Consider the following 21,306-nt stretch of genomic DNA (forward strand, 5'->3'; position numbering starts at 1 on the left):
GCACCCCCGCTATGATTCCCTCTCGAACGATGAACTCGCGGGGCCGTGGTGCTCCGCGCGCCCTGGAGACGTGATGGCTGCTTCCCTGCCCTTCCTGATTAGCGCCATGAGCCTTGGCGTCATCAACCTGCTGATCTTCCTCGCGTCCGCGCTCATCATCACCATCCCGGTCTTCGCAACGCGCGGCCGTACGCAGGCTATCTGGGCTGCAGTGAGCGGCACCATCCTCCTCGTCGAGGCCGTTATCCTCGTCACCCTGGTGGTCCTGACAGGCCAGGGCAAAATCTTCAGCTGAGGCGCAGCCCCCCGGCGAATTCCCCATGAACAGATGCCCGGTCAGCCTCACGCTGCCCGGGCATGTCCTTGCTTCCCGTTGCTTCCCGTCGGGTCGTCCTAGAGCAGGCGCCGGATCGGCTTTCGCCCGGGCCGCGGGTCGTAGTTGCTCTTGAACATCTCGAGCTTGTCCCGCTCGATCAGGTACTTCCCCGCAAACATCGTCGCCGGGATCTTGTTCTGTTTGATGAGCCGCCTGAGGCTCTGCGGGTGGATGGCGAGCTCGCGGGCCGCCTCTACGAGGTCGTAGTAGTCGTCGAACGGTGTTACCGAGGCCATGGGGGCAACCTTCGAACAGGGTCCGCCGAATCGCTGAACGGCTTAGGCACCTGAGAACCTAGCACCCCCGCTGCATTATTGTCTACACCCCTGAGCATTTGCGCCTTAGCTCCGCACCTCGTTCACCAGGGGCTGCCCGGCCCGCATCCGCGCAAGGTTCGGCAGGAAGTACCCCTCCGTCGCCCGGCGTTCGTTCCCGGCAGCGACGGCCGAGTTGTGCGGCGAAATGATTACGTTCGGCAGCCCCCACAGCGGCGAGTCGGGCGGCAACGGCTCCGTCGTAAAGACGTCCAGGTATGCGCCGCCGAGGTGGCCCGTCGCGAGCGCCTCAATCAGGGCCGCTTCGTCCACCACCTCGCCCCTCGCCACGTTCAGCAGGCACGCCCCCCGCGGAAGAGCCGCCAGCACGTCGCGGCTCACGAGGCCCCGCGTCTCTTCGGTCAGCGGGCAGGCAAGGACGAGCCAGTCGGTCTCCCGGGCGAGCGCAGGCAGCTCCCCGGGCGGAACGACCCGCTCCACCGGGTCGCCCTCCCGCCGCGGACTTCGCCGCACTCCCGTGACCTCGAGCCCGAACGCCCGCGCCAGCCGCGCGACCTCGCTCCCGATCGCTCCAAGGCCGACGACCGTCATCCGCTGCCCGGCGAGGTCGGCGGGCGCTTCGCTGGCCGGCACCGGCTCCCAGGCCCGGCGCCGCTGCGCGTCGGCCCAGCGCAGGAACGGCCGCGCGAGCATCAGCATCCCGCCGATGACCGATTGCGCGATTGGCTGCGCCGTCGAACCGGACGAGGTCGAGAGCACCACCCCGCGGTCGAGAAAGCGGCGGAACACCGGGTTGTCCACACCGGCATTGAACGTGTGCAGCCAGCGCAGGTTCGGTGCGCCCTGCGTCGCTGCGAAAAACGACCGCGAGTACTCCGGATACACATCGCCGGAAAAGTACGCGAAGTCGATCCGTTCCAGCACCTCAGCCGGCAGCCGGGCCGCCGGGTCATCCGGCAGCACGATGAGTTCCAGGCCCGGCCATGCCGCCTCGATGGCCTGCCGGTAAGTGCGCGCGATGTACGGGGAAACGAGCAGCACTGGCATGGCCGGATTATCCGCCCTTGCCGCCTTCCGGGCGCAATCGCCGCCCGACGACGACCAGCCGCTCGCCCCCGACGGTGGTGCAGATCAGGGTGACCTCGGCGCCCTCGACCCTGCCGAGCGCCCGCCGGAGTTCGTCGGGCTCCAGCGGAAACGCCCGCCGCCGAATCTCCGCAGGCTTCCATCCGCGGCTCCGCAGCAGCTCACGCAGCCGCTTCACCCCGAACGGCATCACTTCCAGCACTTCGAACGCCGCGCAGAGCGGGTGGGCTGCCGCCCGGTCGGCGCTCAGGTACGCCACCCGCTCGTCGAGCTGCCACGCATCGAGGGCTGCGGCCAGCTGCCGCACGAGCCTCGCCCGCGTCACACACGACTCCGGGTCAAACACATACCGCCCAACCTGCGGCCGCACGTCGTCGCTCTCCGGCGCTTCCGAGTCGATTTCGTGCCCGCCCGGGAGGAGCACCGCGCGCCGAAGCCCCGGCGCTGCGCCGCGGCCGGCCCAGAGCGTCAGCTCCCTGAGGTCCCGCCCGACCTGCACGGCTTCGTATTCGCACCAGCCGGGGACCATCGCCCGGTCCAGTCCCGGCGGCCCCTTAAGCGCCCCGACGGCCGCCCCGCCCAGCAGCTCGAGGCAGGCGTCCCACGGCGGTGAAAATCCCGCCGGATCGAACGTGCGCGCGCCGCCGGCTCGCCGGCCCGGGTCGAGGACGACTGCCGCCCGCGCCAGGTCACAGGGCGGCCGCAGCGCATCGCCGATGACCACTCTGCCTCCGGTGTTGACCCGTGCGAGCAGCGCCGTCGCAGCATCCATCTCGACCCCGGCTGCGGGCGTCCCGGTCTCCACGACGGCGCAGAGGTCGCCGCCCAGTCCGCAGGTGAGGTCCACAACCGGCAACCCGAGCGCGGCCAGCCGCGCCGCCCGCCGCCGCGCCACCAGCGGGTGCGTGAGCATCTCCAGCCCCTCGGCCGTCGCAAGCTGCAGAGGCATCTCGCCGAACCGCTGCCGCATCCGTGCCCGCAGCGCGAGCTGCTCGCCCAGCGCCGCCGCCTCCTCCGGCGGGAAGCGCCGGCGCAGCCGGGCCGCAACCCGGACCGGGTCCTCTGCCGTCCACTCCCCGGGCAGGGAGGCGAGGGCCTCCTGCCCGGCCGCGCTCGCGAGGTACTTCGCCCGCTCCAGCCTCATCGGCCGCGCTCCGGCGCCGGGGCGTGCGAAACTGTTCTCGTGGCGAACCTCATCTGCCTCGACTTCGACGACACCATCGTCCTCGACAATACCGCCCGCCAGCTCTTCGAGCGCTTCGCTGCGCCCGGATGGCGCGAGCTCGAGGCCCGCTACCGTGCGGGAGAATTCTCGGTCGAGCAGTACAACGCCGCCGCGCTCGACCTCGTGGAGGCCGACGATGCGACGCTCCGCGCCTTCGCGCTCGAAACGGCCCGGCTCCGGCCCGGCTTCCTCGAGCTGATCGACTGGGCCACCTGGAACGACTGGCTGCCGGTCGTCGTCAGCAACGGCTTCGACCTCTATGTCGACCCGGTGCTCGATGCCCACCGCCTCGACCGGCTGGTCCGGCACTGCGGGCGCACCTGGTTCGCCTACCGGTGGCGGGTCCGTTACGACAGCCCCCGCGGGGTCGAGCTCCAGGAGGGGTTCAAGCTCGCCTACGCCCGCGCCTTCCGCGATCTCGGCGACTTCGTCGTCTACATCGGCGACGGCGCCAGCGACATCGCCGCTGCCCGGCTCGCCCCGGTCGTCTTCGCGCGCAGCACCCTCCGCGAGCGGCTCGAAGGCGAACACCCGCAGCTCTACCCGTTCGAAACGTTCTACGACGTCATCGCCGTGCTCGAACAGGAGGCCCCCCGGTGGTACGCATCCTCCTCCTCTACGACTCCAGCGGAGGGCTGACCGCCCGCCTTGCCGACGCCGTCGAAGCCGGCATCCGCGACGCCGGCGGGGAATGCCTGCGCCGGACGGTCGAAACCGCCCTGCCCGCCGACCTCCTCGCCTGCGACGGCCTCGTCGTCGGCTCGCCGAACTGGAGCGGCATCACCGGCCGCCTGAAGGCCTGGTTCGATGCCTCCGGCGACCTCTGGGAGTCGGGCGAACTTGCCGGGCTCCCGGCAGGGGCGTTCACTGCCGGCTACTCCCGCTCGGCCGGCACGGAAGCCACCCTCCTGCAGCTGCTCCACCTGCTCCTCGCGCACGGCATGGTCGTCGTCGGGCTCCCCTGGAGCGAACGGATGCGGCGGTCCGGCTCCTACTACGGCGCCACCGCCCATGGCGAGGTTACCCCGGACGACGAAGCGCAGGCCCGGGCCCTCGGAGCCCGCGTCACCGCCTTCGCGCGGCGCCTCCGGGCGGCTCCCCCGTAGTGGTCGGCGGCCGGTACGGCTGCAGGAACCAGCCCCCCGCCACGAGGTCATGAAACACGGTCAGCCGCCGTCCGCCTTCCAGTTCGACCTCGAAGTAAACCCTGCTGATCTCCTCGCGCCACCACTCGTCGTCGATCCGCCACCGGTCGTGAATGGCGGTCACCCGCCGGAACCGGCCCTGCCAGGCGATGGCGCGCGGTTCGCCCGCCCCATCCGCTTCGACAGCCAGCCCCCGCGGGCGATTCAGGAACCGTAGGCCACGAGCGCCGCCTGGCGCTCCGGAATCCGTGACCATGGCTGCACCTCCACGATGCGGTACACCTGCGGCTCACCGGCCCGCGCATGCAGCTGCGCAATCGCATCGTCGAGCTCCCGCTGGCGCCCGCGGCCCGAACTCCACAGCAGCTGCTGGTGCGCGTACTCGCTGCAGATGCCCGCGAGCTCGACGCCCACGCTCAGCGCCGGCGCCGGCAGTCGCAGCGCCTCCACTTTCGACCGCAGCACGAACAGCGCATGCCGCGGGTCGGCGGTTGGCTCACGGAACGCAAGCCGGCGGCTCACCCGCGTGCTGTCCTCCAGCCCGGCCCACCACGTGACGATGCGCACGGCCCGCCCTGCGACCTCCTCCCTCCCGAACGCCCGCGCGAGCACCGCCTCGCTTCCGGCAAGCAGCGCCGCCTGCGAAACCGCCGGCGCCGGCAGCTCGACCTCCTCCGTCACCCGCAGCTCCTCCTGCGCGGGCTGAAGCCGCGAACTGTCGCGGCCGTTCGCCAGCTCCCACGCCCGCCGGCCTGCCGGTCCGAACTGCGCCTGCATCGCCGAAAGCGGCAGCGCGCCAACCTGCGCCAGCCGCTCGATGCCGAACAGCCGCAGCCGCTGGTGCATCGCCGGCTCCACCGGCAGCACCTCGACCGGCAGGTGGGCTAGGAACTCCCGCTCCCGCCCCGGCACCACCGAGATCGACTGGCGCGGCCCGCCCCGGTCGCCGGCAACGCCGATACCGAGCCCGAGCGCGCTGCAGGCGGCGTGGGCTGCGAACACGGTCGTTGCTGCCCCGGCCAGCACCGGGAGTCCGGTCTCCCCGGCAAGGCTCTCCCGCAGCTGCGCAAGGTACGTCGCCGTCCCCAGTCCCAGGAGTTCGGGCAGCCCCCGGATTTCGCAGTGCAGGTGTCCCTGGCCTGCCTCCTCCACCACCGGGCTCCGCTCGCGCAGCAGGGCCGCCAGCCGGTCGGCCTCCGCCCGGAGCACCGATGCCGCCAGCGGCAAGAAGACCGCGCCCGGGCAGAGCGCCAGCGCCCGCCGCAGGCTCATCCCCGGCGCAACCCCTGCGGCCATCGCCTCCGGCGAGCAGGCCGTCACCTCTGCATGCTCCTCCGGTGCGCCCCCCACGACCACCGGGCGCCCCGCAAGCTGCGGGTTCTCCCGCCGCGCAACCGCAATCGCGAACCAGGGGACCTGGATGCAGGCGAAGTCCATCGGACTTCCGAGAATAGAACATGTGTTCTGAATCCGGAAGAGCCCGAATGTGAAAATTCTGCACCCTACGGCGCCGGCGCCCCCCGGCCCGGCCCGGCCGCCTCCAGCGTCGCCTCGAACGCCGCAATCGCAACTTCGACCTGGCTGTCATCCGGCACCTTCGTCGTCAGCGCCTGGAGCGCGATGTTCGGTGCAAACAGCGCCCGCACCAGCCCGTTCTCCCGGTAGCGCGCCCCGAACCGCAGGAGCTCGTAGCTCACACCGGCCACCACCGGGATGAGCACAATGCGCGAAGCCACCCGCACCAGCAGCCCTTCATCGACCAGCAGGTCGAATACGAAGAACGTCACCAGCGCCACCAGCACCACCACCAGCAGGAAGCTCGTGCCGCACCGCTGGTGCTCCTTCGGGAACCGCCGCACCTCGGCCACCGTCAGCGGACGGCCCGCCTCGTACGCGTGGATCGTCATGTGCTCGGCGCCGTGGTACTGGAATACCCGCCGGATATCCGGAAGCAGCCCGATTGCGGCGATGTACCCCACGAACAGCCCCAGCCGCACCACGCCCTCCGCCAGCACCACCCATGCACGCGCCACGTCCCACCGCTCGAGCAGGTGCGCGAGGAGGATAGGGGCCGCGAAGAACACCGCGACCACGAAGATCAGCGCCAGCAGCATCGTCCCGAGGAACGCCTTCTCGGGGAACTCGACCGGCTGGCCGTCCTCGTCCTCCTCTTCGAAGGCGATCCGCGAGGAGAAATTGAGTGCCCGCATACCCAGGGCCAGCGTTTCCCACAGCACCACCACGCCCCGCAGCAGCGGAATCCGGCGGCTCCGGCCGGTGTAGATGCCGCTCAGCCGTTCGGAGTGGGTGATGATGTGGCCATTCGGGTGCCGGACCGCAACCGCCATGTGCTCCGGGCCGCGGATCATCACCCCTTCGATGACCGCCTGGCCTCCGTAGTACACCTGCGCCGGCTCTGCTGCCATGTGCGGACCCCGAAAAATGGAAAAGGGGCGCCCATCGGCGCCCCCTCGCTGTCGCTCTCGCGGCTTAGCCGCGCTGGTACCGCCGGTTGAACCGCTCCACCCGGCCGGCCGTGTCGACGATGCGCTGCTCGCCCGTGAAGAACGGGTGGCACACATTGCAAACGTCAATATGAATCGTCGGCTTCGTCGACCGCGTCCGGATCTCGTTGCCGCACGAGCAGTGGATGACGGCGTCCACGTACTGCGGGTGAATCCCAGCCTTCATCGTCATCTCCCTCACGCGCTCTCGAGCGCGTAGACGCTGACCTTCTTGCGCCGCCCCTTCGCGAACGGCTCGAACTTCACGCGGCCATCGATGAGCGAGTAAATCGTGTAGTCGCGGCCCAGCCCGACGTTCGCGCCCGGGTGGAACCGCGTGCCCTTCTGGCGGATGATGATTGCGCCCGGCTTCACCACCTCGCCATCGAAGTGCTTCACGCCCAGCCGCTTGCTGTTGCTGTCACGCCCGTTCTTCGAGCTGCCGACACCCTTTTTGTGCGCCATCTCGCTACCCCTTCGTGATCGACTCGACGACGAGCCGGGTCACCGGCTGCCGGTGCCCGAGCTTGCGCCGGTAGCGGACCTTGTTCTTGTACTTCATGAAGACGAGCTTCGGCGCACGGCCGTGCTGGGTGATCCGGGCGCGCACCTTCGCACCCTCCACCAGCGGCGTCCCGACCGTCACATTCGGCCCATCGAGGACCATCATGACATCGAGGTCCACAATGTCGCCGGGCTCGCCGTCGATCCGGCTCACTTCGAATTCCTGCCCCTCGACGAGGCGCAACTGGCGCCCATCGGCGCGAACGATCGCTTCCATAGTTCGAACTCCGGGAACTCCCAGGCGGTTCTTCAAGTGTCGCCGGAGCCCCGGGTCCAGTCAACGAACCCGGGGCTCCCGTGAATGCTTCCCTTGCTGCCGGCTCCTGCCGGTCAGCCTCCGTCGGTGCGCGACTGGTTGCCGCTCTCCCACGCAAGCCCGGTCGCCGGCTTCGGCTCGAAGATCGGGCGCCGCGGCGCTTCCTCCGCGGTCGGCTTCGCCGCGGCCTCCGGCTTCGGTTCGGCCAGGTCCGGCGGCGGCCACGGCTCGTCCGGGTCGCTGTTCAGCAGACGCACGAGCTGCTCGCCTTCCAGCGTTTCGACCTCGATGAGCACACTCGCCAGCTTATCGAGGAGCTTCCGGTGCTCGAGCAGGATCTTCGTCGCTGTCGCGTGCGCCTCGTCGATCAGCTCCCGCACCTCCTCGTCGATCTCCTCGGCAATCTTTTCGCTGTAGTCCCGCGTCTCAGAGATTTCACGGCCCAGGAAGATGAGCTCCTCGGTCTTCCCGAACGTCCGCGGGCCGAGCTTCTTGCTCATCCCCCAGCGGGTCACCATCGACCGTGCGATGCGCGTCACCTGCTGGATATCGCTCGACGGCCCGGTCGAGGCTTCGCCGAACACGATCTCCTCCGCAGCGAGTCCGCCGAGCGCGCTCGCCATGCGGTCCTTGAACATCGAGGGCGTGTGGTAGCTGGTGTCCTCCCCGAGGAACCGGGTGTGCCCGCCGCTCATCCCCCGGGAGACGATCGTCACCTTGTACACGGGGTCGTGGTGCTTCAGGAAGTGCGCAACGATGACATGCCCGCCTTCGTGGTAGGCCGTGACCTTCTTCTCGAGGTCGCTCATTACCTTGCTCTTCCGCTCCGGCCCGAGGATGACCCGGTCGATCGCCTCGAGGAACTCCTTCATCGTGATGATCTTCTTGTTCCGCCGGGCGGCCAGGATGGCCGCTTCGTTCACGAGGTTCGCAAGGTCGGCCCCGGAGAAGCCGGATGTCGCCTTCGCGAGCACCGCGACATCGACGTCGTCGGCAATCGGTTTGCCCTTCATGTGGACGTTCAGGATCGCCTCGCGCCCCTTGATGTCCGGCGCGTCGAGCACGACCTTCCGGTCGAAGCGCCCCGGCCGGAGCAGCGCCGGGTCAAGGATGTCGGGGCGGTTCGTCGCGGCGATGACGATGACGTTCGTGCCCGTATCGAACCCGTCCATCTCGACGAGAATCTGGTTCAGCGTCTGCTCGCGCTCATCGTGGCTGCCGCCCAGGCCGGCCCCGCGCTGCCTGCCGACCGCGTCGATTTCGTCGATGAACACGATGCACGGCGCGTTCTTCTTCGCCTGGTCGAACAGGTCGCGCACCCGGCTGGCGCCCACGCCGACGAACATCTCGACGAACTCGGAGCCGGAGATGCTGAAGAACGGCACGCCCGCCTCGCCCGCTACCGCCCGCGAGAGGAGCGTCTTGCCGGTGCCCGGCGGCCCCACGAGCAGCACGCCCTTGGGTATCCGCGCACCCAGCGCCGCGAATTTCTCCGGGTACTTGAGGAACTCGACCACCTCGGCGAGTTCCTCTTTCGCTTCATCAACACCGGCGACGTCGGCGAACGTGACGGTGACTTTGCTCCCGGTGAAGAGGCGGGCCCGGCTCTTGCCGAAGCTCATCGCCTGCGAATTCGACCCCTGGGCCTGGCGCATGATCAGCAGCAGGAACAGCCCGAACAGCAGGAACGGCAGGATGTTCAGCAGCAGGCCGAGGAACGGCCCAAACCCCGAGCTGTCCTTGTACTCCAGGTTGACGGCAGGAACGCCCTCCGCTGTCCCGGGCGCCCGGCTCAGGGCCACACCGCGCTGCGTCAGGATGTCCTCGATGTTCGTGTTCGGCCCGGCCTTCGCCGTGACGACCTTCCCCGTCTCTTCGTTGGCCTGCCGGATGTACGTGACCGTCAGGGTGCGCCCGTCAACCTCGATCTTCTCGATGCGCCCGCGTTCAGCGTCCGTGATCACCTGCCCGAATTCGACCGACTGGTGGTCGCTGCCGTTGGCGAAGAACGCGAAGAAGATCGCGATGACCGCAACGATGACGAGGAGCCAGAAGAAACTGTTGCGAATCCAGCGGGAATACAATAGGGAACTCCGTGATGGCGCAGTCGGGGCCTGCGCACGAATCGAGTATAGCAGGTGCCCCGGGCCGTGCCCGCCGCCGATGTAAGCGGCGCTGTACGCTCCGGGCGCCCGTGCAGGGGCCTCCATTATGGATACGTCACCGCCGCGCACCTGGCGCAGCACCCGCCCCCAGCCCTCACGGACGCACCTTTCGCTCCCTGTCCTTCCAGCCGCTACGCTGTACGCCATCCCCACACGCGTTCCAGCTCTGAGGAGGCTGCATGAAGCTCGCATTCGTCGGCGGCACGGGTCCTGAAGGTCTCGGGCTTGCCATGCGTTTCGCCCGCGCCGGGCACGAGGTTGCCATTGGCTCCCGTTCTGCCGAGCGCGGCGAAGAAGCGGCCGCGAAGGTCCGCGAGGCCGTGCCCGGCGCTGCTGCCGCGGGCGGCGACAACGCCTCCGTTGTCCGCGATGCCGACGTCGTTTTTCTCACCTTCCCGTACAGCGGACAGGCGGCCACGCTCGAAGCGCTCGCCGGCGCCCTCGCCGGGAAGATTGTCTGCAATGTCGTTGCCCCGCTCGAGTTCCGGCAGGGCGTCGGTGCGGTCGCCCTCGATGTCCCCGGCGGGAGCGCCCTCCAGGAGGCGATCGCCCAGCTCCCCGAGTCCCGCGTCGTCAGCGCGTTCCAGAACCTCAGCGCTGAGGAGCTCCAGCACCTCGACCACCCGATCGAGGCCGACGTCCTCGTCTGCGGCAAAGACGCCGAGGCCAAGCAGGTCATCATCGGCCTCGCCAATCAGATCGCCGGCGTGCGCGGCATCGATGCCGGCGGCCCCTCCCAGAGCCGCTACGTCGAAATGCTCACCGCGCTCCTCATCAACCTGAACCGGAAGCACAAAACCCAGACCAGCATCCGGATCGTGGGAATCTGACGATGCCGTTCACCGAGCGCTCTGGCGCCCGCATCTGGTACGAAACCCGCGGCTCCGGCGACCCGCTCGTCATGGTCTACGGTATCGGCGGCCACTCCGGCGACTGGTGGGATGTCTTCCCGGCGCTCCTCGAACCGCACTACCGCCTCGTCCTCCTCGACAATCGCGGGACCGGCCGGTCCGAGAAGCCGTCCGCGCCCTGGACCATGTCCGACATGACCGCCGACGTCATGGCCGTCGCCGATGACCTCGGCCTCGAGCGGTTCCACCTGCTCGGCTGCTCGCTCGGCAGCATCATCGTGCGCCACGTGGTCCGCGAGTACGGGCCGGCGCGTATCCGTTCGCTCAGCCTCCTCTGCCCCCCGAACGGCATCCCCGCAACCGAGGAGGACCTCCGGACGGCGCTCTTCTGGGACCCCGCCAGGCCGCTCATCGAGTCCGCCCGTGCCAGCTGGCCGATCATCCATCCGCCGGAATGGATCGCCCGCAATGAGGATGAGCTGATCGACCGGTTCAACCGCACGATGGCCAACCCGACGCCGGCCCGGACGTTCCAGTTCCAGCTCCAGGCCGCCCAGGCTGCGCCGGACCCCAATCCCGCCGTTGCTGCTGCGACTTTCCCGGTCCTCATCCTCCACGGCACGATCGACCGGCTCGTGCCGCCGGCCAACGCCGAACTTCTCGCCCGGCAGATTCCCCGCGCCCGCCTTGAATGGCTCGAGGGCGACAGCCATAACTTCTGGGCGCACGACCCCGAGCGCTCGGCAGCCGTGCTGCTCGACTTCCTCGCGTCCGTCTGACCTGCCGCCCGGAGGTGGAACCGTGAGTTCGATTGAAATCTTCGGCATCCCCGGCCTCCCGGAAATTGTGCCCGGGACCGACCTCGCCGCCGTCATTTTCGACGCCGCCGCTGCCGCGGGCCGGCCCCTCGCCAGCGGCGATATCCTCGTCGTGACGTCGAAAATCGTCTCCAAGGCCGAGGGCCGGGTCGTCGACCTCGCTACCGTTGACGTTTCACCCTTCGCTCGGCAGTACGCCGAGCGCTGGGAGAAAGACCCCGCTGTGGTGGAGCTGGTCCTCCGCGAGGCCCGCCGGGTGGTGCGGCAGGTCGGCCCCGTGCTGATCACCGAAACGCGCCACGGATTTGTCTGCGCCAATTCCGGGGTCGACCAGTCCTCCTCCGGCGGTCACGGCCGGGCCGTCCTCCTGCCCGAAGACCCCGACGCCAGCGCGCGCCGCATCCGCGGCGGCCTTCGCGAGCGGGGCATCGATGTGGCCGTCATCATCTCCGATACCTTCGGGCGGCCGTGGCGCGAAGGCCAGACCGACGTCGCCATCGGCATCGCCGGCATGCACCCCATCACCAGCTACATCGGCCAGGTCGACCCCCACGGCCACGAGTTCCGCGTCCAGGCGCTCTGCACCGCCGATGAAATCGCTGGCGCAGCGGAACTTGTGAAGGGCAACCTCTCCCGCGTCCCGGCTGCCGTGGTCCGCGGCCTGCCGTGGGAGCGGGATGACCAGGCCACGATGCAGCTCATCATCCGCGAATCCGAGCGCGACCTCTTCCGCTGACTCCTCCGTTGCCGCGGCGGCCGGGCTACAGTCCGACCACGAGGCTGGCCGTGTACCCGCGAGCCCGGTCGCCCGACATCTCTGCCAGCTGCAGCTGCCATCCGTCCCGGAAGATCCCGTCGGTCTGCAGCGAAACCCGGGACAGGTTCTGCCGGCTCTGCTCGTAGCCACTGGTCCCATACACGTCTTCGCAAACTTCTCCGGGGAAGGCGAGCTGCGATGTCGCAATCTTGTTCGCAGCCGACGTCGCCTTCTCCAGTCCGGGATAGACCTCGAAGTGGATATGCGGCCAGCGGCCGGGATAGCAGCCCGGAAAGATCGTCTGGAACGTCACGACGCCGGCCGGATCGGACGCCTGCACCCCGCGAAGGTAACTCTCGTTCGGCAGCGAATACATCGAATACCGCCCCTCCCGGTCGCAGTGCCACAGGTACACCGCGTACCCGGCCAGCGGACGGCAGCCGTCTCTTGTGTCGACGAGCGTGAGTCTGACAAGAAGCGGCACCCCCTGCGCCTGCGTCGTCGATATCCCAAGACTTGACCGGATGTCCTTCCGGACGATGCCGCTCTCCGTTAGAACGTTGGGGCCATTCGCGCCATTCCCCGGGAATGGCCCCGCCGTCTCCTGCGGGATTGTTCCATTGCACGCCGAGGCCGGCGTTGCTGCCTCTGTTGGGATGGGGGAAATCGCACTGGTTGGTCCTGCAGGCGGGGCTGTTTCCGTAGCATCCGTGACCGCTGCCGGGACGCTCCCGCCCGATGTCGGCTGCCGGTTGCCGGGCTCCCCGGCGCGGTCACCATCGCTGCATCCGACGAGCGCAAACGCCGCGACGCCTCCAAACAGCCTCAGCGTATTTCGCCGGCTGAGCTGCGCCTGCAGGGTCGCGAGGTCGAACTGCAGCCCGCGGTTGTTGATGTCGTTGTCTTCGTGGCGGTGCTCGGGGATGCGTGAAACGCGGTACCGCATTGCGGGGAGCTCCTTCCCTGGCAGTTGGTGCCGAAAACGTTTTCGGCACTGCCTATCTCCGCATACATGGAGCCATAAGCCGGTAAAGGTCGTCAGCTTACTGCTGGACCGGCCGTGGCCGCATCGTCTCCACCACCTGACCGGCCCGCTGCAGCTGCCGCGGGTTCAGCGTGACCAGCCGGTCGCCCAGCGTCTCCGCGACGGCAAAGTACAGCGCATCGCTCCCGCGCAGCTGGTGTTCGGCCGCGAGCGCCGCCGCCCGGTCGGCCAGCGGCAATGCGACCGGCAGGAACTCGAAGAGCGGCGAGGCCCGCAGCTGCTGCTCCACCTCCCGGGCGAGGTGTTTGTCCCCGGTCCCGGCGGCAATCGCCGCCGAAACCTCCGCCAGTGCAATGACCGGCGCCCGGAGCGGTTCCCCCTCCGCCAGCGCCTCGCGCAGCCACGCAACCGTCGTCTCGTGCTGTCGGTCCCGTGCGTTGAAGAGCGAGACGAAGACGCTCGCGTCGAGCGTTGCCATCAGCGTTCCCCCCCGGAGCCGGGGAGCGTCGGCATCGTCAGCCACGCAGCGCCGACCGCGGCAGCCAGCCGCTCGATCGCCGCAATCTCAGCCTGGGCCTCGCCCCGCTCAACGCCCGCAATATCACGCTCCGAGAACGGCCGCAGCGTTGCCACCGGGCTGCCGTTGACGGTGATCACGTACACGACCCGCTCCTCCCGCACGGCGCGGACCACCTGGGTCGCTTCGTTCTTGAGCTGCCGGACGCCAATCGTGCGAATCGTCATCGCCGTTCGTGGCCACATGGTGGCCACCCAAACGGTGCCAGTCAAGCGCCCCTGACGCTGCCTCCGCGCGCTGGTACTATCGGCTCGTGGAGACCGCGACGGTCCGGGTCAAACTCCTCCGCGACGGCGCGCGCGTCCCCACCCGCGCTACTGAACTCGCTTCCGGGTTCGATCTCTCAGCCTGCATCACCGGTCCCGTTTCCATCGGCAACCGCCCCGTGCTGGTGCCAACCGGTATCGCCCTCGAAATCCCGCCCGGCGTCGATGCCCAGGTCCGGCCGCGCAGCGGCCTCGCCCGCAACGGCGTCCTTTGCACCTTCGGCACCATCGATGCCGACTACCGCGGCGAACTGCTGGTGACGATGTACACGATCGCCCCCGGCATCGAGCACGTCGTCCAGCCCGGCGACCGGATCGCTCAGCTCGTCTTCACCTGGCTCGCGCCAGCCCGATTCGAACTCGCCGATGACCTGGCGCCGACGGCCCGCGGCGTCAGCGGCCATGGGAGCACCGGCCGGTGAGCTATCTCTACATCATCCTCGGGGCTGTCATCGGGGCACCGCTCCGCTACCTCGTCGGGAGCCAGTTCAAACCCGGGCCCTGGGGAAACTTCCCGCTCGGCACCTTTGTCGTGAACGTGACCGGCTGCTTCATCATCGGGCTCCTGCTCGAGTTCTTCGCCGAGCGCGGCTCGCTCTCCCGCGAAGCGCGCCTCTTCCTTGTCACCGGCTTCCTCGGCAGCTATACCACCTTCTCGGCCTTCGGCTGGGAGACCTACGACCTCGTGAAGGTCTCAGAGCCGCTGACCGCCGCCGCCTACGCCGGTCTCTCGCTCGGGGTTGGGATTCTCGCAGTGTGGGCCGGGGCGGCCGTCGCCCGGGCGATCAGCTGAGGCGCTGCCGGGCTGGAACGTAGCCGTCGGAGAAGTATCCTGATTTGGTTACCTCCACCGGGGTTCTCTCACCATGTCCTACGAACTCGATACGCTCGTGCCCAACGCGGCGCCCGTCGAGCGCCCTGAATTCAACAGCGGCGACACTGTCCGCGTCCACGCCAAGGTCATCGAAGGCAACCGGGAGCGGATCCAGGTCTTCGAAGGCGTGGTCATCCGCAAGCGCAATAAGGGGCTCTCGTCCAACTTCACCGTCCGCAAAATCGCGGCCGGCCAGGTCGGCGTCGAGCGCACGTTCCCCCTCTACAGCCCGCGCGTCGACAAGATCGAAGTGGTGCGCCGCGGCAAGGTGCGCCGCAAGAACCTCTACTACCTCCGCGGCCTCACCGGGAAAGCCGCCCGCATCAAAGAGAAGCGCTAGCCCTCCCGCAGCAGCACGCGAACGCGGCCCGGGCAATCTGGCCCGGGCCGCGCGGTGTCTGCCGGTAGCGCGGCGCCGCCCGGCAGTTGAGGGTCAGTCGCCGAATGCGCCGGGAACCGGCACCGGCCCGCCGGGAGCAGCCTCGCGCCCCGGTTCGCCGGGAGGCCCCCCGGTAACGGTCCGGCGCAGCGGCAGCTCCGGCATCAGGAACGCCAGCACTGCACAGAGGATCGCCGCTGCGACTGCCCCCCAGTAGATGTGCCGGACCGCGATGACGACGCCTTCGCCCTGTGCCGTCCGCGTGCGGTCGAGCAGGTTGTCGCCGTCCGGCATCGCCCGGATCGCCTGCTCGATGCGCGCGTAGACCGCCCCGTTCAGGCGGATCGTCGGGTCATCCAGCTGCTGAACGAGCGCCGGGCCCAGCGTGGCCTTCTCCTCCGCCGTCAGCCGGTCCGAAAACTCTGCGTGGTACGTGTTCGCGAGGATCGCCCCGAAGACCGCGATGCCGAGCACACTCCCAATCTGGCGGAAGAACTGGCTCGACGAACTCGCCACGCCGATGTACTGGTAGCTCACCGCGTTCTGCACCACCAGCGACATCGTCGGCAGCACCAGCCCGAAACCAAGGCCGAGCACGACCATCGTCGCGCTGATCTGCCACAGCTGAGTGTCGAGGCTCACCTGCGTGAGCCGGCCGAGCGCTGCAGCGATCAGCACCGTACCGAAGAATGTCTGCCACTTGTACTTGCCCGTCCGGGCGATCAGCTGCCCGCCAATGACGCTGGTGACCAGCACCCCGAGGCTCTGCGGCGTGGTGATCACCCCCGACGCCGTTGCCGATGCCCCGAGCGCGGTCTGGACATAAATACCGAGGAACTGGAACGCCCCGAACACGCCGAACCCGAACGTGAACACCACCAGGTTCGACAGCACGAACACCCGGTTGCGGAACAGGTGGAGCGGGAGCGTCGGCTCGGGGTGCCGCAGCTCCTGCAGCACGAACAGCACCAGCAGCACTGCTGAGCCGCCCAGCAGACCGATGATCTGCGGCGAATCCCACGCGTACTTGTCGCCCGCCCAGACCAGCGCGAGGAGCGTCATGACCGAGGCCGCCGAGAGCAGCCCCGCGCCGAGGAAATCGAGCTTCGGCGAACCGCTGCGGACTTTCGCCGGCAGGTTCAGCCAGATGGCCGGGATAGCGACCAGCCCGACCGGGATGTTGATGTAGAACACCCATCGCCAGCTGAACGTGTCCGTCAGGAACCCGCCGAAGGTCGGCCCAACGACGCTCGCCAGGCTGAACACCCCGGTGAACAGCCCGATGTACTTGCCGCGCTCTGCCGGCGCGAACAGGTCGCCCATCGTCGCGAACACCGAGGCGAAAATCATGCCCCCGCCGAGCCCCTGCAGCGCACGCATCCAGATCAGCACCGGCATGTTCGGGGCTGCGCCGCAGGCCGCGGAAGCAACCATAAACAGGAACACCCCGCCGATGAGGAACAGCTTCCGCCCGTAGATGTCGCCCAGCTTGCCGACAAGCGGGATCACTACCGTCGAAGTCAGCATGTAGCTCGTGAACAGCCACGAGAGGAGCGTGAACCCGCCGAGGTCGGCCAGGATGCGGGGCGTGGCGGTCGAGACCACCGTCTGGTCCAGCGCTCCAATGAAGAGCGAGACCATCAGACTCCCGAGCAGGAGCCACTTCTGCCGCGGGTTGAGCCGCTCCGCCAGCGGCTGCTGGGCTGCGGGTGCGGGCATCTGTCTCCCTCCTACGCTCACGTCAGCGTGAAGCGTTCACCCGAGCGTACATAGTTCGCGCTGACCAAACAATTGGGGAAGTCGCTGCCCCGGGTCAGCACCACGCGAGCCGGGCCCGCTCGCCGTCGAACCAGGCGACGGCCGCCTGCCCGAACTCCCGCGCCAGCGCCAGCACCTCGTCCAGCGGCGCATCCCAGACCGCGAACGACGGCTCCCGGTGGGTACCGTCAGGCGAGCGGCCCTCGGCTGCGCTCCAGGTCCATCCGCGCCGCGCAATCGCCGACCTCAGCGCTGCATTCCGCGCCTCGTTCACCTCCAGCGGCGGCCGTTCGTGGCCGGGGTTCCACGCCGTGATGATGGCGAACGGCCCGGGAGCCCCCGGCACGCCCTCGCCGATGCGGAATGTCACCCGGCCGCCCGGCAGCTCAACGTCGTACACCGCCGAGCCGTACACCGCTTCCAGCTCCGGGTCTGGCGCCCGGCCGGTAGAATCCCCGGTCATGGAAACGCCCCTGCACTTCGATTCACGCGGTCCCATCGGCATTCTCACCCTGAACCGGCCCGAGCGCCTCAACGCCATCGACCACGCCATGCTCCGCGCCCTCCGCGCCTTCTTCGACGCGCGTCACCGCGACTACGGCACGCGCGTCATCGTCATCACCGGCGCCGGGCGCGGCTTCTGTGCCGGCCTCGACTTGAAGGCGGGCCCCGAGCAGGGCCCCTGGCAGCCCGGCGTCGGCCCTGTCCAGGATTCCCTGGCCTTCCAGGAAGACATCGCCGACCTCATGGTCAAGATGCGCGACTGCCCCCAGGCGCTGATCGCTGCAGTCAACGGCCCCGCCACGGGCGGCGGCCTCTCCATCGCCCTCGCGAGCGACATGCGCATCGGGACCGCGAACGCGCGGTTCGCCTGCTCCTACCTCAACCTCGGCCTCGGGGGAGCCGATGTCGGCTCCTCGTACTTCCTGCCGAAAATCGTCGGCATGGCCCACGCGGCCGACATGCTCTACTCCGGCCGCATCGTCGAGGCCCAGGAGGCGCTCGAAATGGGCCTCATCACCCGCATCGTCGAGCCCGACGACCTCATCCCCGCTGCCCTCGCCATCGCCGACGGGATTGTCCGCCGCGCAAGCCCGCTCGGCCTCCGCCTCACCAAGCAGGTCCTCAACGAAACCGTCAACGGCATCAGCCTGCAAACGGCGCTCAAGCTCGAAAACCGGAACCAGATCCTCGCCAGCCAGACCCAGGACGCCCGCGAGGCCCGGCAGGCCTGGTTCGAAAAGCGCGACCCCGCCTGGCGCGACGCCTGACGTCCGCGCCTGGGAGCGGCGAGGCCCCGGTTGTCCCGGGGCCTCGCATCCGAAATGCCGATCGATACCGCCATCCACCGCGCGGGCGCCGCCGCATGGTGGTTCTGGCTGGGGATGGAGGATTCGAACCCCCACATACAGATCCAGAGTCTGCTGTCCTACCCTTAGACGAATCCCCAGCGCGGCCTCCAGATTACCAACCCGTGCGCTCCTGCGCCAAGGTTTCGGCCTATCCGAGCCGTGCGCGCGCCGCCCGCAGCCGCGCCAGCGCCCGCTCCCGCCCGAGAATCGCAAGCGAATCGAACAGCGGAATGCCGGTCGGCCGCCCCATCACCGCGACGTACAGCACCGGGATGAACTTCCGCAGTTTCATCCCGAGCGGCTCCTCCAGCTCGCGAAGCGCCGCCTCGATCGCCGGCGTTGCCCAGTCGTGGTCGCTGATGGCATCGAGCCGGACGAGCGCTTCGTCCAGCACCCGCACCGCCGTCGCCGCATCGCCCACCCGGTCAGTGAGGAGAGCGAGGTCGTACTCCGGCGCATCGTACGTGAACAGGAAGGCGACCATGCCCGCAATCTCGTCCAGCCGGGTCACCCGCTCGCGCAGCAGCGGCGCCGCTGCGCGGATCACCGCCGGGTCGAGCGGCCGCGGAATCGATGGCGGCAGGCCCCGGTCGGCCCACTCTCCCACCAGCGCAACCCAGCGCTCCTCGTCCATCGCCCGGATGTAATGCCCGTTCAGGTAGTTCAGCCGCTCGATATCGAACACGGCCGGGTTCGGCACCACCCGCGCAAGGTCGAAGTGCCGCTTCAGCTCCTCAATGCCTAGGATGGTCGTGTGGTCATCCAGCGACCAGCCGAGCAGCGCGAGGAAATTGACCATCGCCTCCGGCAGATAGCCGTGGTCGCGGTAATCCAGCAGAGCGGTGTCGCCCGAGCGTTTGCTCAGCTTTTTGTGGTCCGGGCCGAGGATGAGCGGCAGATGCGCCCACGCCGGCGGCGTCCAGCCAAGCGCTTCGTACAGCTGGATGTGTTTCGGCGCGCTCGAAATCCACTCGTCCCCGCGGATGCAGTGGCTGATCTCCATCGCCGTGTCGTCGACGACGACCGCGAGGTGGTAGGTCGGAAAGCCGTCCGACTTCAGGATGACGAAGTCGTCCTGGAGCGCGTTCTCGAACACGACCTCGCCCCGGATGACGTCCTCCAGGACGGTGACTCCCTCCCGCCGCATCGCAAACCGGACCACGTGCGGCTCCTTCGCCGCCCGCTCGGCCGCCTCCGCTTTCGGGATGCTGCGGCACAGCCCGTCGTAGCCGGGAGGCTGTTTTGCCGCGGCCTGTGCCGCCCGCAACGCATCAAGCCGCTCGGGCGTGCAGAAGCACGGGTAGGCCCGGCCCAGCTCGATCAGCCGGTCTGCCGCCTGCCGGTAGAGGCCGAGCCGCTGCGACTGGAAGTACGGCCCGTGCGGGCCGCCGATGTCGGGTCCCTCGTCCCAGTCGATGCCGAGCCAGCGCAGGCTCTCCATGATCGCCTCAACTGCGCCCTCAACGTACCGGTTGCGGTCCGTGTCTTCGATCCGCAGCAGGAACTTCCCCCCGCGCGACCGGGCGTACGCCCAGCTGAAGAGTGCCGAGCGGATATTGCCGATGTGCGGATTGCCCGTGGGACTTGGCGCATAGCGCGTGCGGACTGGTCGGTCGGTCACGAAGCCTCGCCTCGCTCGATGGTCGGCGGAGGAACCGCCGCGTACCGAGAGGCTACCGCCTCCCCTGCGATGGCGCGAATCGCCGCGAGCAGGTCCGTCGGAGGCGGAGCAGCTGCAATCAGGCGGCCGCCGGCCGGGTGCGGCAGCTCCAGCCGGTACGCATGCAGCAGCTGGCGGCTCCCCGGTTCCGCCGTGCCGTACACCGCATCGTTCGCTACTGGGGTGCCGATCGCCGCGAGGTGCACGCGGATCTGGTGCGTGCGCCCGGTTTCCGGGTGCACCTCGAGCAGGCTGCGCCTCCCGTCGCTCGCGATGACGATGTACTCCGTGCGCGCCGAACGGCCGCGCGTGGTGACCGCCATCCGGGTCCGGTCGCGCGGATCGCGGTCGATTGGAGCATCAATCACGGCCCGCGGCTGCGCCGGGACGCCGTCAACCACCGCGAGGTAGGTCTTCTTCGCATTCCGCGCTTCGAACGCCCGGCTGAGCGCCGCCTGCGCCGCGGGCGTCTTCGCCAGCACCATCACGCCGCTGGTCTCCTTGTCGAGCCTGTGTACAACCCCGGGGCGCTCAACGCCGGGTTCGAACGCCGCGCTCGCGGGCCCGAGCCGTGCCAGCCACCATGCGGCGACCGAAGGTGCGGTATCGCCGGGCGCCCCGTGCACCGCCAGCCCCGCCGGCTTGTCGATGGCGGCCAGCAGCTCGTCCTCGTACACCACCGGCAGGTCGAAGTCCACCGCCTCCGACGCCCGGGTGCCTGCCTCGATGACGACGACCACCGCATCCCCCTCGGCCACGACCGCCGACTTCCGCGCCACCGCCCCGTTCACGCGGACCATGCCCCGCTCGATGAGGCGCTGAACCCGCGACCGCGACAGGTCTTCAAGCGCTGCCGCGAGCACCGCGTCGAGCCTGCCGCTGCGCGGCGCCGTCAGCTCGACGACCTGTCCCGTTCCGTGTCCTGGAACAGCATGCTCCACAGGAGAATCACCACCCCGATGCTGATTGCCGAGTCGGCCACATTGAACGCCGGCCAGTGCGGCACCTTCAGGAAGTCGACCACGCGGCCTTCGGCGACCCGGTCGATCAGGTTTCCCACCGCGCCGCCGAGCATACAGGCCAGCCCCAGCCGCACCACCGGGTGCGCGAACCCTGGGTTGAACAGGTAGACCACGATGGCTGCCAGGCCCGCAAGGCTCGCAACAATCAACAGCGGGCCCGCGCCCTGGAGCATCCCGAACGCTGCGCCCGTATTCGTCACGTGGACGATGCGGAAGAACGGCAGCACCTCGACCGCGTCGCCCTGCTCAATACTCGCCCGGACCACCCACTTCGTCAGCTGGTCGACCCCCACGATGGCGGCTGCGAGCAGCAGGAACCAGCCATCCCGCCGGGCCACCCGCAGGCGCGGCCCGCTGCGGCCCTGTGCGCGGACGTCTTCCATCACCACCAGTGTACCTGCCCGAACCCGA

28 protein-coding genes and 1 tRNA gene are annotated in these 21,306 nt (G+C 69.0%); 10 read left to right on the top strand and 19 right to left on the bottom strand.

From position 1 onward, the window contains the following. Window positions 1-73: 73 nt before the first annotated feature. The gene (locus tag Tbon_RS12090) at window positions 74-295 is read left to right on the top strand and encodes a hypothetical protein (protein WP_158067938.1); all 222 of its coding nucleotides are present in this window, start codon (window positions 74-76) and stop codon (window positions 293-295) included. A 98-nt stretch (window positions 296-393) separates the two neighbouring features. On the opposite strand, the gene Tbon_RS12095 is transcribed toward Tbon_RS12090, so the two are convergent. From Tbon_RS12095 to Tbon_RS13990, 3 genes are all read right to left on the bottom strand, one after another. Next, complete coding sequence (locus Tbon_RS12095) at window positions 394-612, bottom strand: helix-turn-helix domain-containing protein (RefSeq protein ID WP_098504211.1); 219 nt, start codon at window positions 610-612, stop codon at window positions 394-396. 105 nt (window positions 613-717) lie between these two features. Then, entirely contained in the window at window positions 718-1,698 is a 981-nt protein-coding gene (locus Tbon_RS12100; RefSeq protein ID WP_158067939.1) for a D-2-hydroxyacid dehydrogenase, read from the bottom strand. Window positions 1,699-1,705: 7 nt separating this feature from the next. After that, complete coding sequence (locus Tbon_RS13990) at window positions 1,706-2,881, bottom strand: THUMP-like domain-containing protein (protein ID WP_192497964.1); 1,176 nt, start codon at window positions 2,879-2,881, stop codon at window positions 1,706-1,708. Window positions 2,882-2,920: 39 nt separating this feature from the next. Between Tbon_RS13990 and Tbon_RS13995 the strand changes: the two genes are divergently transcribed. Both Tbon_RS13995 and Tbon_RS12110 read left to right on the top strand, forming a co-directional pair. Next, entirely contained in the window at window positions 2,921-3,601 is a 681-nt protein-coding gene (locus Tbon_RS13995) for an HAD-IB family phosphatase (RefSeq protein ID WP_192497965.1), read from the top strand. Next, the gene (locus Tbon_RS12110; protein ID WP_158067941.1) at window positions 3,559-4,068 is read left to right on the top strand and encodes a flavodoxin family protein; all 510 of its coding nucleotides are present in this window, start codon (window positions 3,559-3,561) and stop codon (window positions 4,066-4,068) included. Before Tbon_RS13995 ends, Tbon_RS12110 begins: the two co-directional genes overlap by 43 nt. On the opposite strand, the gene Tbon_RS12115 is transcribed toward Tbon_RS12110, so the two are convergent. From Tbon_RS12115 to ftsH, 7 genes are all read right to left on the bottom strand, one after another. Continuing rightward, on the bottom strand, window positions 4,028-4,363 hold the full coding sequence (locus Tbon_RS12115; protein ID WP_225734625.1) for a hypothetical protein: 336 nt from the start codon (window positions 4,361-4,363) through the stop codon (window positions 4,028-4,030). The two genes, Tbon_RS12110 and Tbon_RS12115, sit on opposite strands and share 41 nt — an antisense overlap. Continuing rightward, window positions 4,312-5,544, bottom strand: coding sequence for a DNA polymerase Y family protein (locus Tbon_RS12120; RefSeq protein WP_158067942.1), 1,233 nt, complete (start codon window positions 5,542-5,544; stop codon window positions 4,312-4,314). The genes Tbon_RS12115 and Tbon_RS12120 overlap by 52 nt, the downstream gene beginning before the upstream one ends. Before the next feature lie 65 nt (window positions 5,545-5,609). Further along, window positions 5,610-6,533, bottom strand: a complete 924-nt coding sequence (locus Tbon_RS12125; RefSeq protein ID WP_158067943.1) for a DUF1385 domain-containing protein — start codon at window positions 6,531-6,533, stop codon at window positions 5,610-5,612. 64 nt (window positions 6,534-6,597) lie between these two features. Then, window positions 6,598-6,798 carry a 50S ribosomal protein L31 gene (gene rpmE, locus Tbon_RS12130; protein WP_158067944.1) on the bottom strand — a complete coding sequence of 67 codons (201 nt, stop codon included), beginning with the start codon at window positions 6,796-6,798 and terminating at the stop codon, window positions 6,598-6,600. Between the two features lie 11 nt (window positions 6,799-6,809). Next, window positions 6,810-7,076, bottom strand: a complete 267-nt coding sequence (rpmA, locus tag Tbon_RS12135) for a 50S ribosomal protein L27 (protein ID WP_098504204.1) — start codon at window positions 7,074-7,076, stop codon at window positions 6,810-6,812. 4 nt (window positions 7,077-7,080) lie between these two features. Beyond that, a complete protein-coding gene (rplU, locus tag Tbon_RS12140; protein ID WP_158067945.1) occupies window positions 7,081-7,392 on the bottom strand; it encodes a 50S ribosomal protein L21 in 312 nt (103 codons plus the stop codon). Window positions 7,393-7,505: 113 nt separating this feature from the next. After that, window positions 7,506-9,515, bottom strand: a complete 2,010-nt coding sequence (gene ftsH, locus Tbon_RS12145; protein ID WP_225734626.1) for an ATP-dependent zinc metalloprotease FtsH — start codon at window positions 9,513-9,515, stop codon at window positions 7,506-7,508. Between the two features lie 260 nt (window positions 9,516-9,775). Between ftsH and npdG the strand changes: the two genes are divergently transcribed. The 3 genes from npdG to cofE are packed head-to-tail and all read left to right on the top strand — an operon-like array spanning window position 9,776 to window position 12,001. Next, window positions 9,776-10,426, top strand: a complete 651-nt coding sequence (npdG, locus tag Tbon_RS12150; RefSeq protein ID WP_158067947.1) for an NADPH-dependent F420 reductase — start codon at window positions 9,776-9,778, stop codon at window positions 10,424-10,426. A 2-nt stretch (window positions 10,427-10,428) separates the two neighbouring features. After that, window positions 10,429-11,226, top strand: coding sequence for an alpha/beta fold hydrolase (locus tag Tbon_RS12155; RefSeq protein WP_158067948.1), 798 nt, complete (start codon window positions 10,429-10,431; stop codon window positions 11,224-11,226). A 22-nt stretch (window positions 11,227-11,248) separates the two neighbouring features. Then, window positions 11,249-12,001, top strand: coding sequence for a coenzyme F420-0:L-glutamate ligase (cofE, locus tag Tbon_RS12160; RefSeq protein WP_225734627.1), 753 nt, complete (start codon window positions 11,249-11,251; stop codon window positions 11,999-12,001). Between the two features lie 25 nt (window positions 12,002-12,026). Here the strand turns inward: cofE and Tbon_RS12165 are convergent, their stop codons facing one another. From Tbon_RS12165 to Tbon_RS12175, 3 genes are all read right to left on the bottom strand, one after another. Beyond that, on the bottom strand, window positions 12,027-12,968 hold the full coding sequence (locus Tbon_RS12165; protein WP_158067949.1) for an intradiol ring-cleavage dioxygenase: 942 nt from the start codon (window positions 12,966-12,968) through the stop codon (window positions 12,027-12,029). Window positions 12,969-13,065: 97 nt separating this feature from the next. Further along, the gene (locus Tbon_RS12170; RefSeq protein WP_158067950.1) at window positions 13,066-13,485 is read right to left on the bottom strand and encodes a type II toxin-antitoxin system VapC family toxin; all 420 of its coding nucleotides are present in this window, start codon (window positions 13,483-13,485) and stop codon (window positions 13,066-13,068) included. Then, window positions 13,485-13,769 carry a type II toxin-antitoxin system Phd/YefM family antitoxin gene (locus tag Tbon_RS12175; protein WP_158067951.1) on the bottom strand — a complete coding sequence of 95 codons (285 nt, stop codon included), beginning with the start codon at window positions 13,767-13,769 and terminating at the stop codon, window positions 13,485-13,487. The genes Tbon_RS12170 and Tbon_RS12175 overlap by 1 nt, the downstream gene beginning before the upstream one ends. A gap of 68 nt (window positions 13,770-13,837) precedes the next feature. Here Tbon_RS12175 and dut point away from each other — a divergent pair, with 68 nt between their 5' ends. The 3 genes from dut (at window position 13,838) to rplS (ending at window position 15,064) form a co-directional block, all read left to right on the top strand. After that, window positions 13,838-14,272 carry a dUTP diphosphatase gene (dut, locus tag Tbon_RS12180; RefSeq protein ID WP_158067952.1) on the top strand — a complete coding sequence of 145 codons (435 nt, stop codon included), beginning with the start codon at window positions 13,838-13,840 and terminating at the stop codon, window positions 14,270-14,272. Further along, window positions 14,269-14,643, top strand: a complete 375-nt coding sequence (gene crcB / locus Tbon_RS12185; RefSeq protein WP_158067953.1) for a fluoride efflux transporter CrcB — start codon at window positions 14,269-14,271, stop codon at window positions 14,641-14,643. The genes dut and crcB overlap by 4 nt, the downstream gene beginning before the upstream one ends. A 73-nt stretch (window positions 14,644-14,716) precedes the next feature. Next, window positions 14,717-15,064, top strand: a complete 348-nt coding sequence (rplS, locus tag Tbon_RS12190; RefSeq protein WP_098504193.1) for a 50S ribosomal protein L19 — start codon at window positions 14,717-14,719, stop codon at window positions 15,062-15,064. A 93-nt stretch (window positions 15,065-15,157) separates the two neighbouring features. Here rplS and Tbon_RS12195 read toward each other — a convergent pair whose 3' ends face one another. Continuing rightward, window positions 15,158-16,822, bottom strand: coding sequence for an MDR family MFS transporter (locus Tbon_RS12195; protein WP_158067954.1), 1,665 nt, complete (start codon window positions 16,820-16,822; stop codon window positions 15,158-15,160). Window positions 16,823-16,916: 94 nt separating this feature from the next. Beyond that, window positions 16,917-17,324, bottom strand: coding sequence for a DUF3293 domain-containing protein (locus tag Tbon_RS12200; protein ID WP_192497966.1), 408 nt, complete (start codon window positions 17,322-17,324; stop codon window positions 16,917-16,919). Between Tbon_RS12200 and Tbon_RS12205 the strand changes: the two genes are divergently transcribed. Beyond that, complete coding sequence (locus Tbon_RS12205) at window positions 17,323-18,132, top strand: enoyl-CoA hydratase/isomerase family protein (protein ID WP_192497967.1); 810 nt, start codon at window positions 17,323-17,325, stop codon at window positions 18,130-18,132. The two genes, Tbon_RS12200 and Tbon_RS12205, sit on opposite strands and share 2 nt — an antisense overlap. 105 nt (window positions 18,133-18,237) lie before the next feature. Here the strand turns inward: Tbon_RS12205 and Tbon_RS12210 are convergent. From Tbon_RS12210 to lspA, 4 genes are all read right to left on the bottom strand, one after another. Next, window positions 18,238-18,311: transfer RNA gene (locus tag Tbon_RS12210), tRNA-Gln, on the bottom strand. A gap of 50 nt (window positions 18,312-18,361) precedes the next feature. Further along, window positions 18,362-19,834, bottom strand: coding sequence for a glutamate--tRNA ligase (gene gltX, locus Tbon_RS12215; RefSeq protein ID WP_158067956.1), 1,473 nt, complete (start codon window positions 19,832-19,834; stop codon window positions 18,362-18,364). Continuing rightward, window positions 19,831-20,814: an RluA family pseudouridine synthase gene (locus Tbon_RS12220; RefSeq protein WP_192497968.1), complete on the bottom strand. Its 984-nt coding sequence runs from the start codon at window positions 20,812-20,814 to the stop codon at window positions 19,831-19,833. Before Tbon_RS12220 ends, gltX begins: the two co-directional genes overlap by 4 nt. After that, the gene (lspA, locus tag Tbon_RS12225) at window positions 20,766-21,278 is read right to left on the bottom strand and encodes a signal peptidase II (RefSeq protein ID WP_158067958.1); all 513 of its coding nucleotides are present in this window, start codon (window positions 21,276-21,278) and stop codon (window positions 20,766-20,768) included. Before lspA ends, Tbon_RS12220 begins: the two co-directional genes overlap by 49 nt. Window positions 21,279-21,306: the final 28 nt, after the last annotated feature.

Source organism: Tepidiforma bonchosmolovskayae, assembly GCF_008838325.1.
Classification (GTDB): domain Bacteria; phylum Chloroflexota; class Dehalococcoidia; order Tepidiformales; family Tepidiformaceae; genus Tepidiforma; species Tepidiforma bonchosmolovskayae.

What these genes read in the sequence shown, in the direction of transcription:
- Tbon_RS12090 (WP_158067938.1), top strand. Translation starts at nt 74, where the DNA reads ATGGCTGCTTCCCTGCCCTTCCTGATTAGCGCCATGAGCCTTGGCGTC.
- Tbon_RS12095 (WP_098504211.1), bottom strand. Translation starts at nt 612, where the DNA reads ATGGCCTCGGTAACACCGTTCGACGACTACTACGACCTCGTAGAGGCG.
- Tbon_RS12100 (WP_158067939.1), bottom strand. Translation starts at nt 1,698, where the DNA reads ATGCCAGTGCTGCTCGTTTCCCCGTACATCGCGCGCACTTACCGGCAG.
- Tbon_RS13990 (WP_192497964.1), bottom strand. Translation starts at nt 2,881, where the DNA reads ATGAGGCTGGAGCGGGCGAAGTACCTCGCGAGCGCGGCCGGGCAGGAG.
- Tbon_RS12115 (WP_225734625.1), bottom strand. Translation starts at nt 4,363, where the DNA reads ATGGTCACGGATTCCGGAGCGCCAGGCGGCGCTCGTGGCCTACGGTTC.
- Tbon_RS12120 (WP_158067942.1), bottom strand. Translation starts at nt 5,544, where the DNA reads ATGGACTTCGCCTGCATCCAGGTCCCCTGGTTCGCGATTGCGGTTGCG.
- Tbon_RS12125 (WP_158067943.1), bottom strand. Translation starts at nt 6,533, where the DNA reads ATGGCAGCAGAGCCGGCGCAGGTGTACTACGGAGGCCAGGCGGTCATC.
- rpmE (WP_158067944.1), bottom strand. Translation starts at nt 6,798, where the DNA reads ATGAAGGCTGGGATTCACCCGCAGTACGTGGACGCCGTCATCCACTGC.
- rpmA (WP_098504204.1), bottom strand. Translation starts at nt 7,076, where the DNA reads ATGGCGCACAAAAAGGGTGTCGGCAGCTCGAAGAACGGGCGTGACAGC.
- rplU (WP_158067945.1), bottom strand. Translation starts at nt 7,392, where the DNA reads ATGGAAGCGATCGTTCGCGCCGATGGGCGCCAGTTGCGCCTCGTCGAG.
- npdG (WP_158067947.1), top strand. Translation starts at nt 9,776, where the DNA reads ATGAAGCTCGCATTCGTCGGCGGCACGGGTCCTGAAGGTCTCGGGCTT.
- Tbon_RS12155 (WP_158067948.1), top strand. Translation starts at nt 10,429, where the DNA reads ATGCCGTTCACCGAGCGCTCTGGCGCCCGCATCTGGTACGAAACCCGC.
- Tbon_RS12165 (WP_158067949.1), bottom strand. Translation starts at nt 12,968, where the DNA reads ATGCGGTACCGCGTTTCACGCATCCCCGAGCACCGCCACGAAGACAAC.
- Tbon_RS12170 (WP_158067950.1), bottom strand. Translation starts at nt 13,485, where the DNA reads ATGGCAACGCTCGACGCGAGCGTCTTCGTCTCGCTCTTCAACGCACGG.
- Tbon_RS12175 (WP_158067951.1), bottom strand. Translation starts at nt 13,769, where the DNA reads ATGTGGCCACGAACGGCGATGACGATTCGCACGATTGGCGTCCGGCAG.
- rplS (WP_098504193.1), top strand. Translation starts at nt 14,717, where the DNA reads ATGTCCTACGAACTCGATACGCTCGTGCCCAACGCGGCGCCCGTCGAG.
- Tbon_RS12195 (WP_158067954.1), bottom strand. Translation starts at nt 16,822, where the DNA reads ATGCCCGCACCCGCAGCCCAGCAGCCGCTGGCGGAGCGGCTCAACCCG.
- Tbon_RS12205 (WP_192497967.1), top strand. Translation starts at nt 17,323, where the DNA reads ATGGAAACGCCCCTGCACTTCGATTCACGCGGTCCCATCGGCATTCTC.
- Tbon_RS12200 (WP_192497966.1), bottom strand. Translation starts at nt 17,324, where the DNA reads ATGACCGGGGATTCTACCGGCCGGGCGCCAGACCCGGAGCTGGAAGCG.
- lspA (WP_158067958.1), bottom strand. Translation starts at nt 21,278, where the DNA reads ATGGAAGACGTCCGCGCACAGGGCCGCAGCGGGCCGCGCCTGCGGGTG.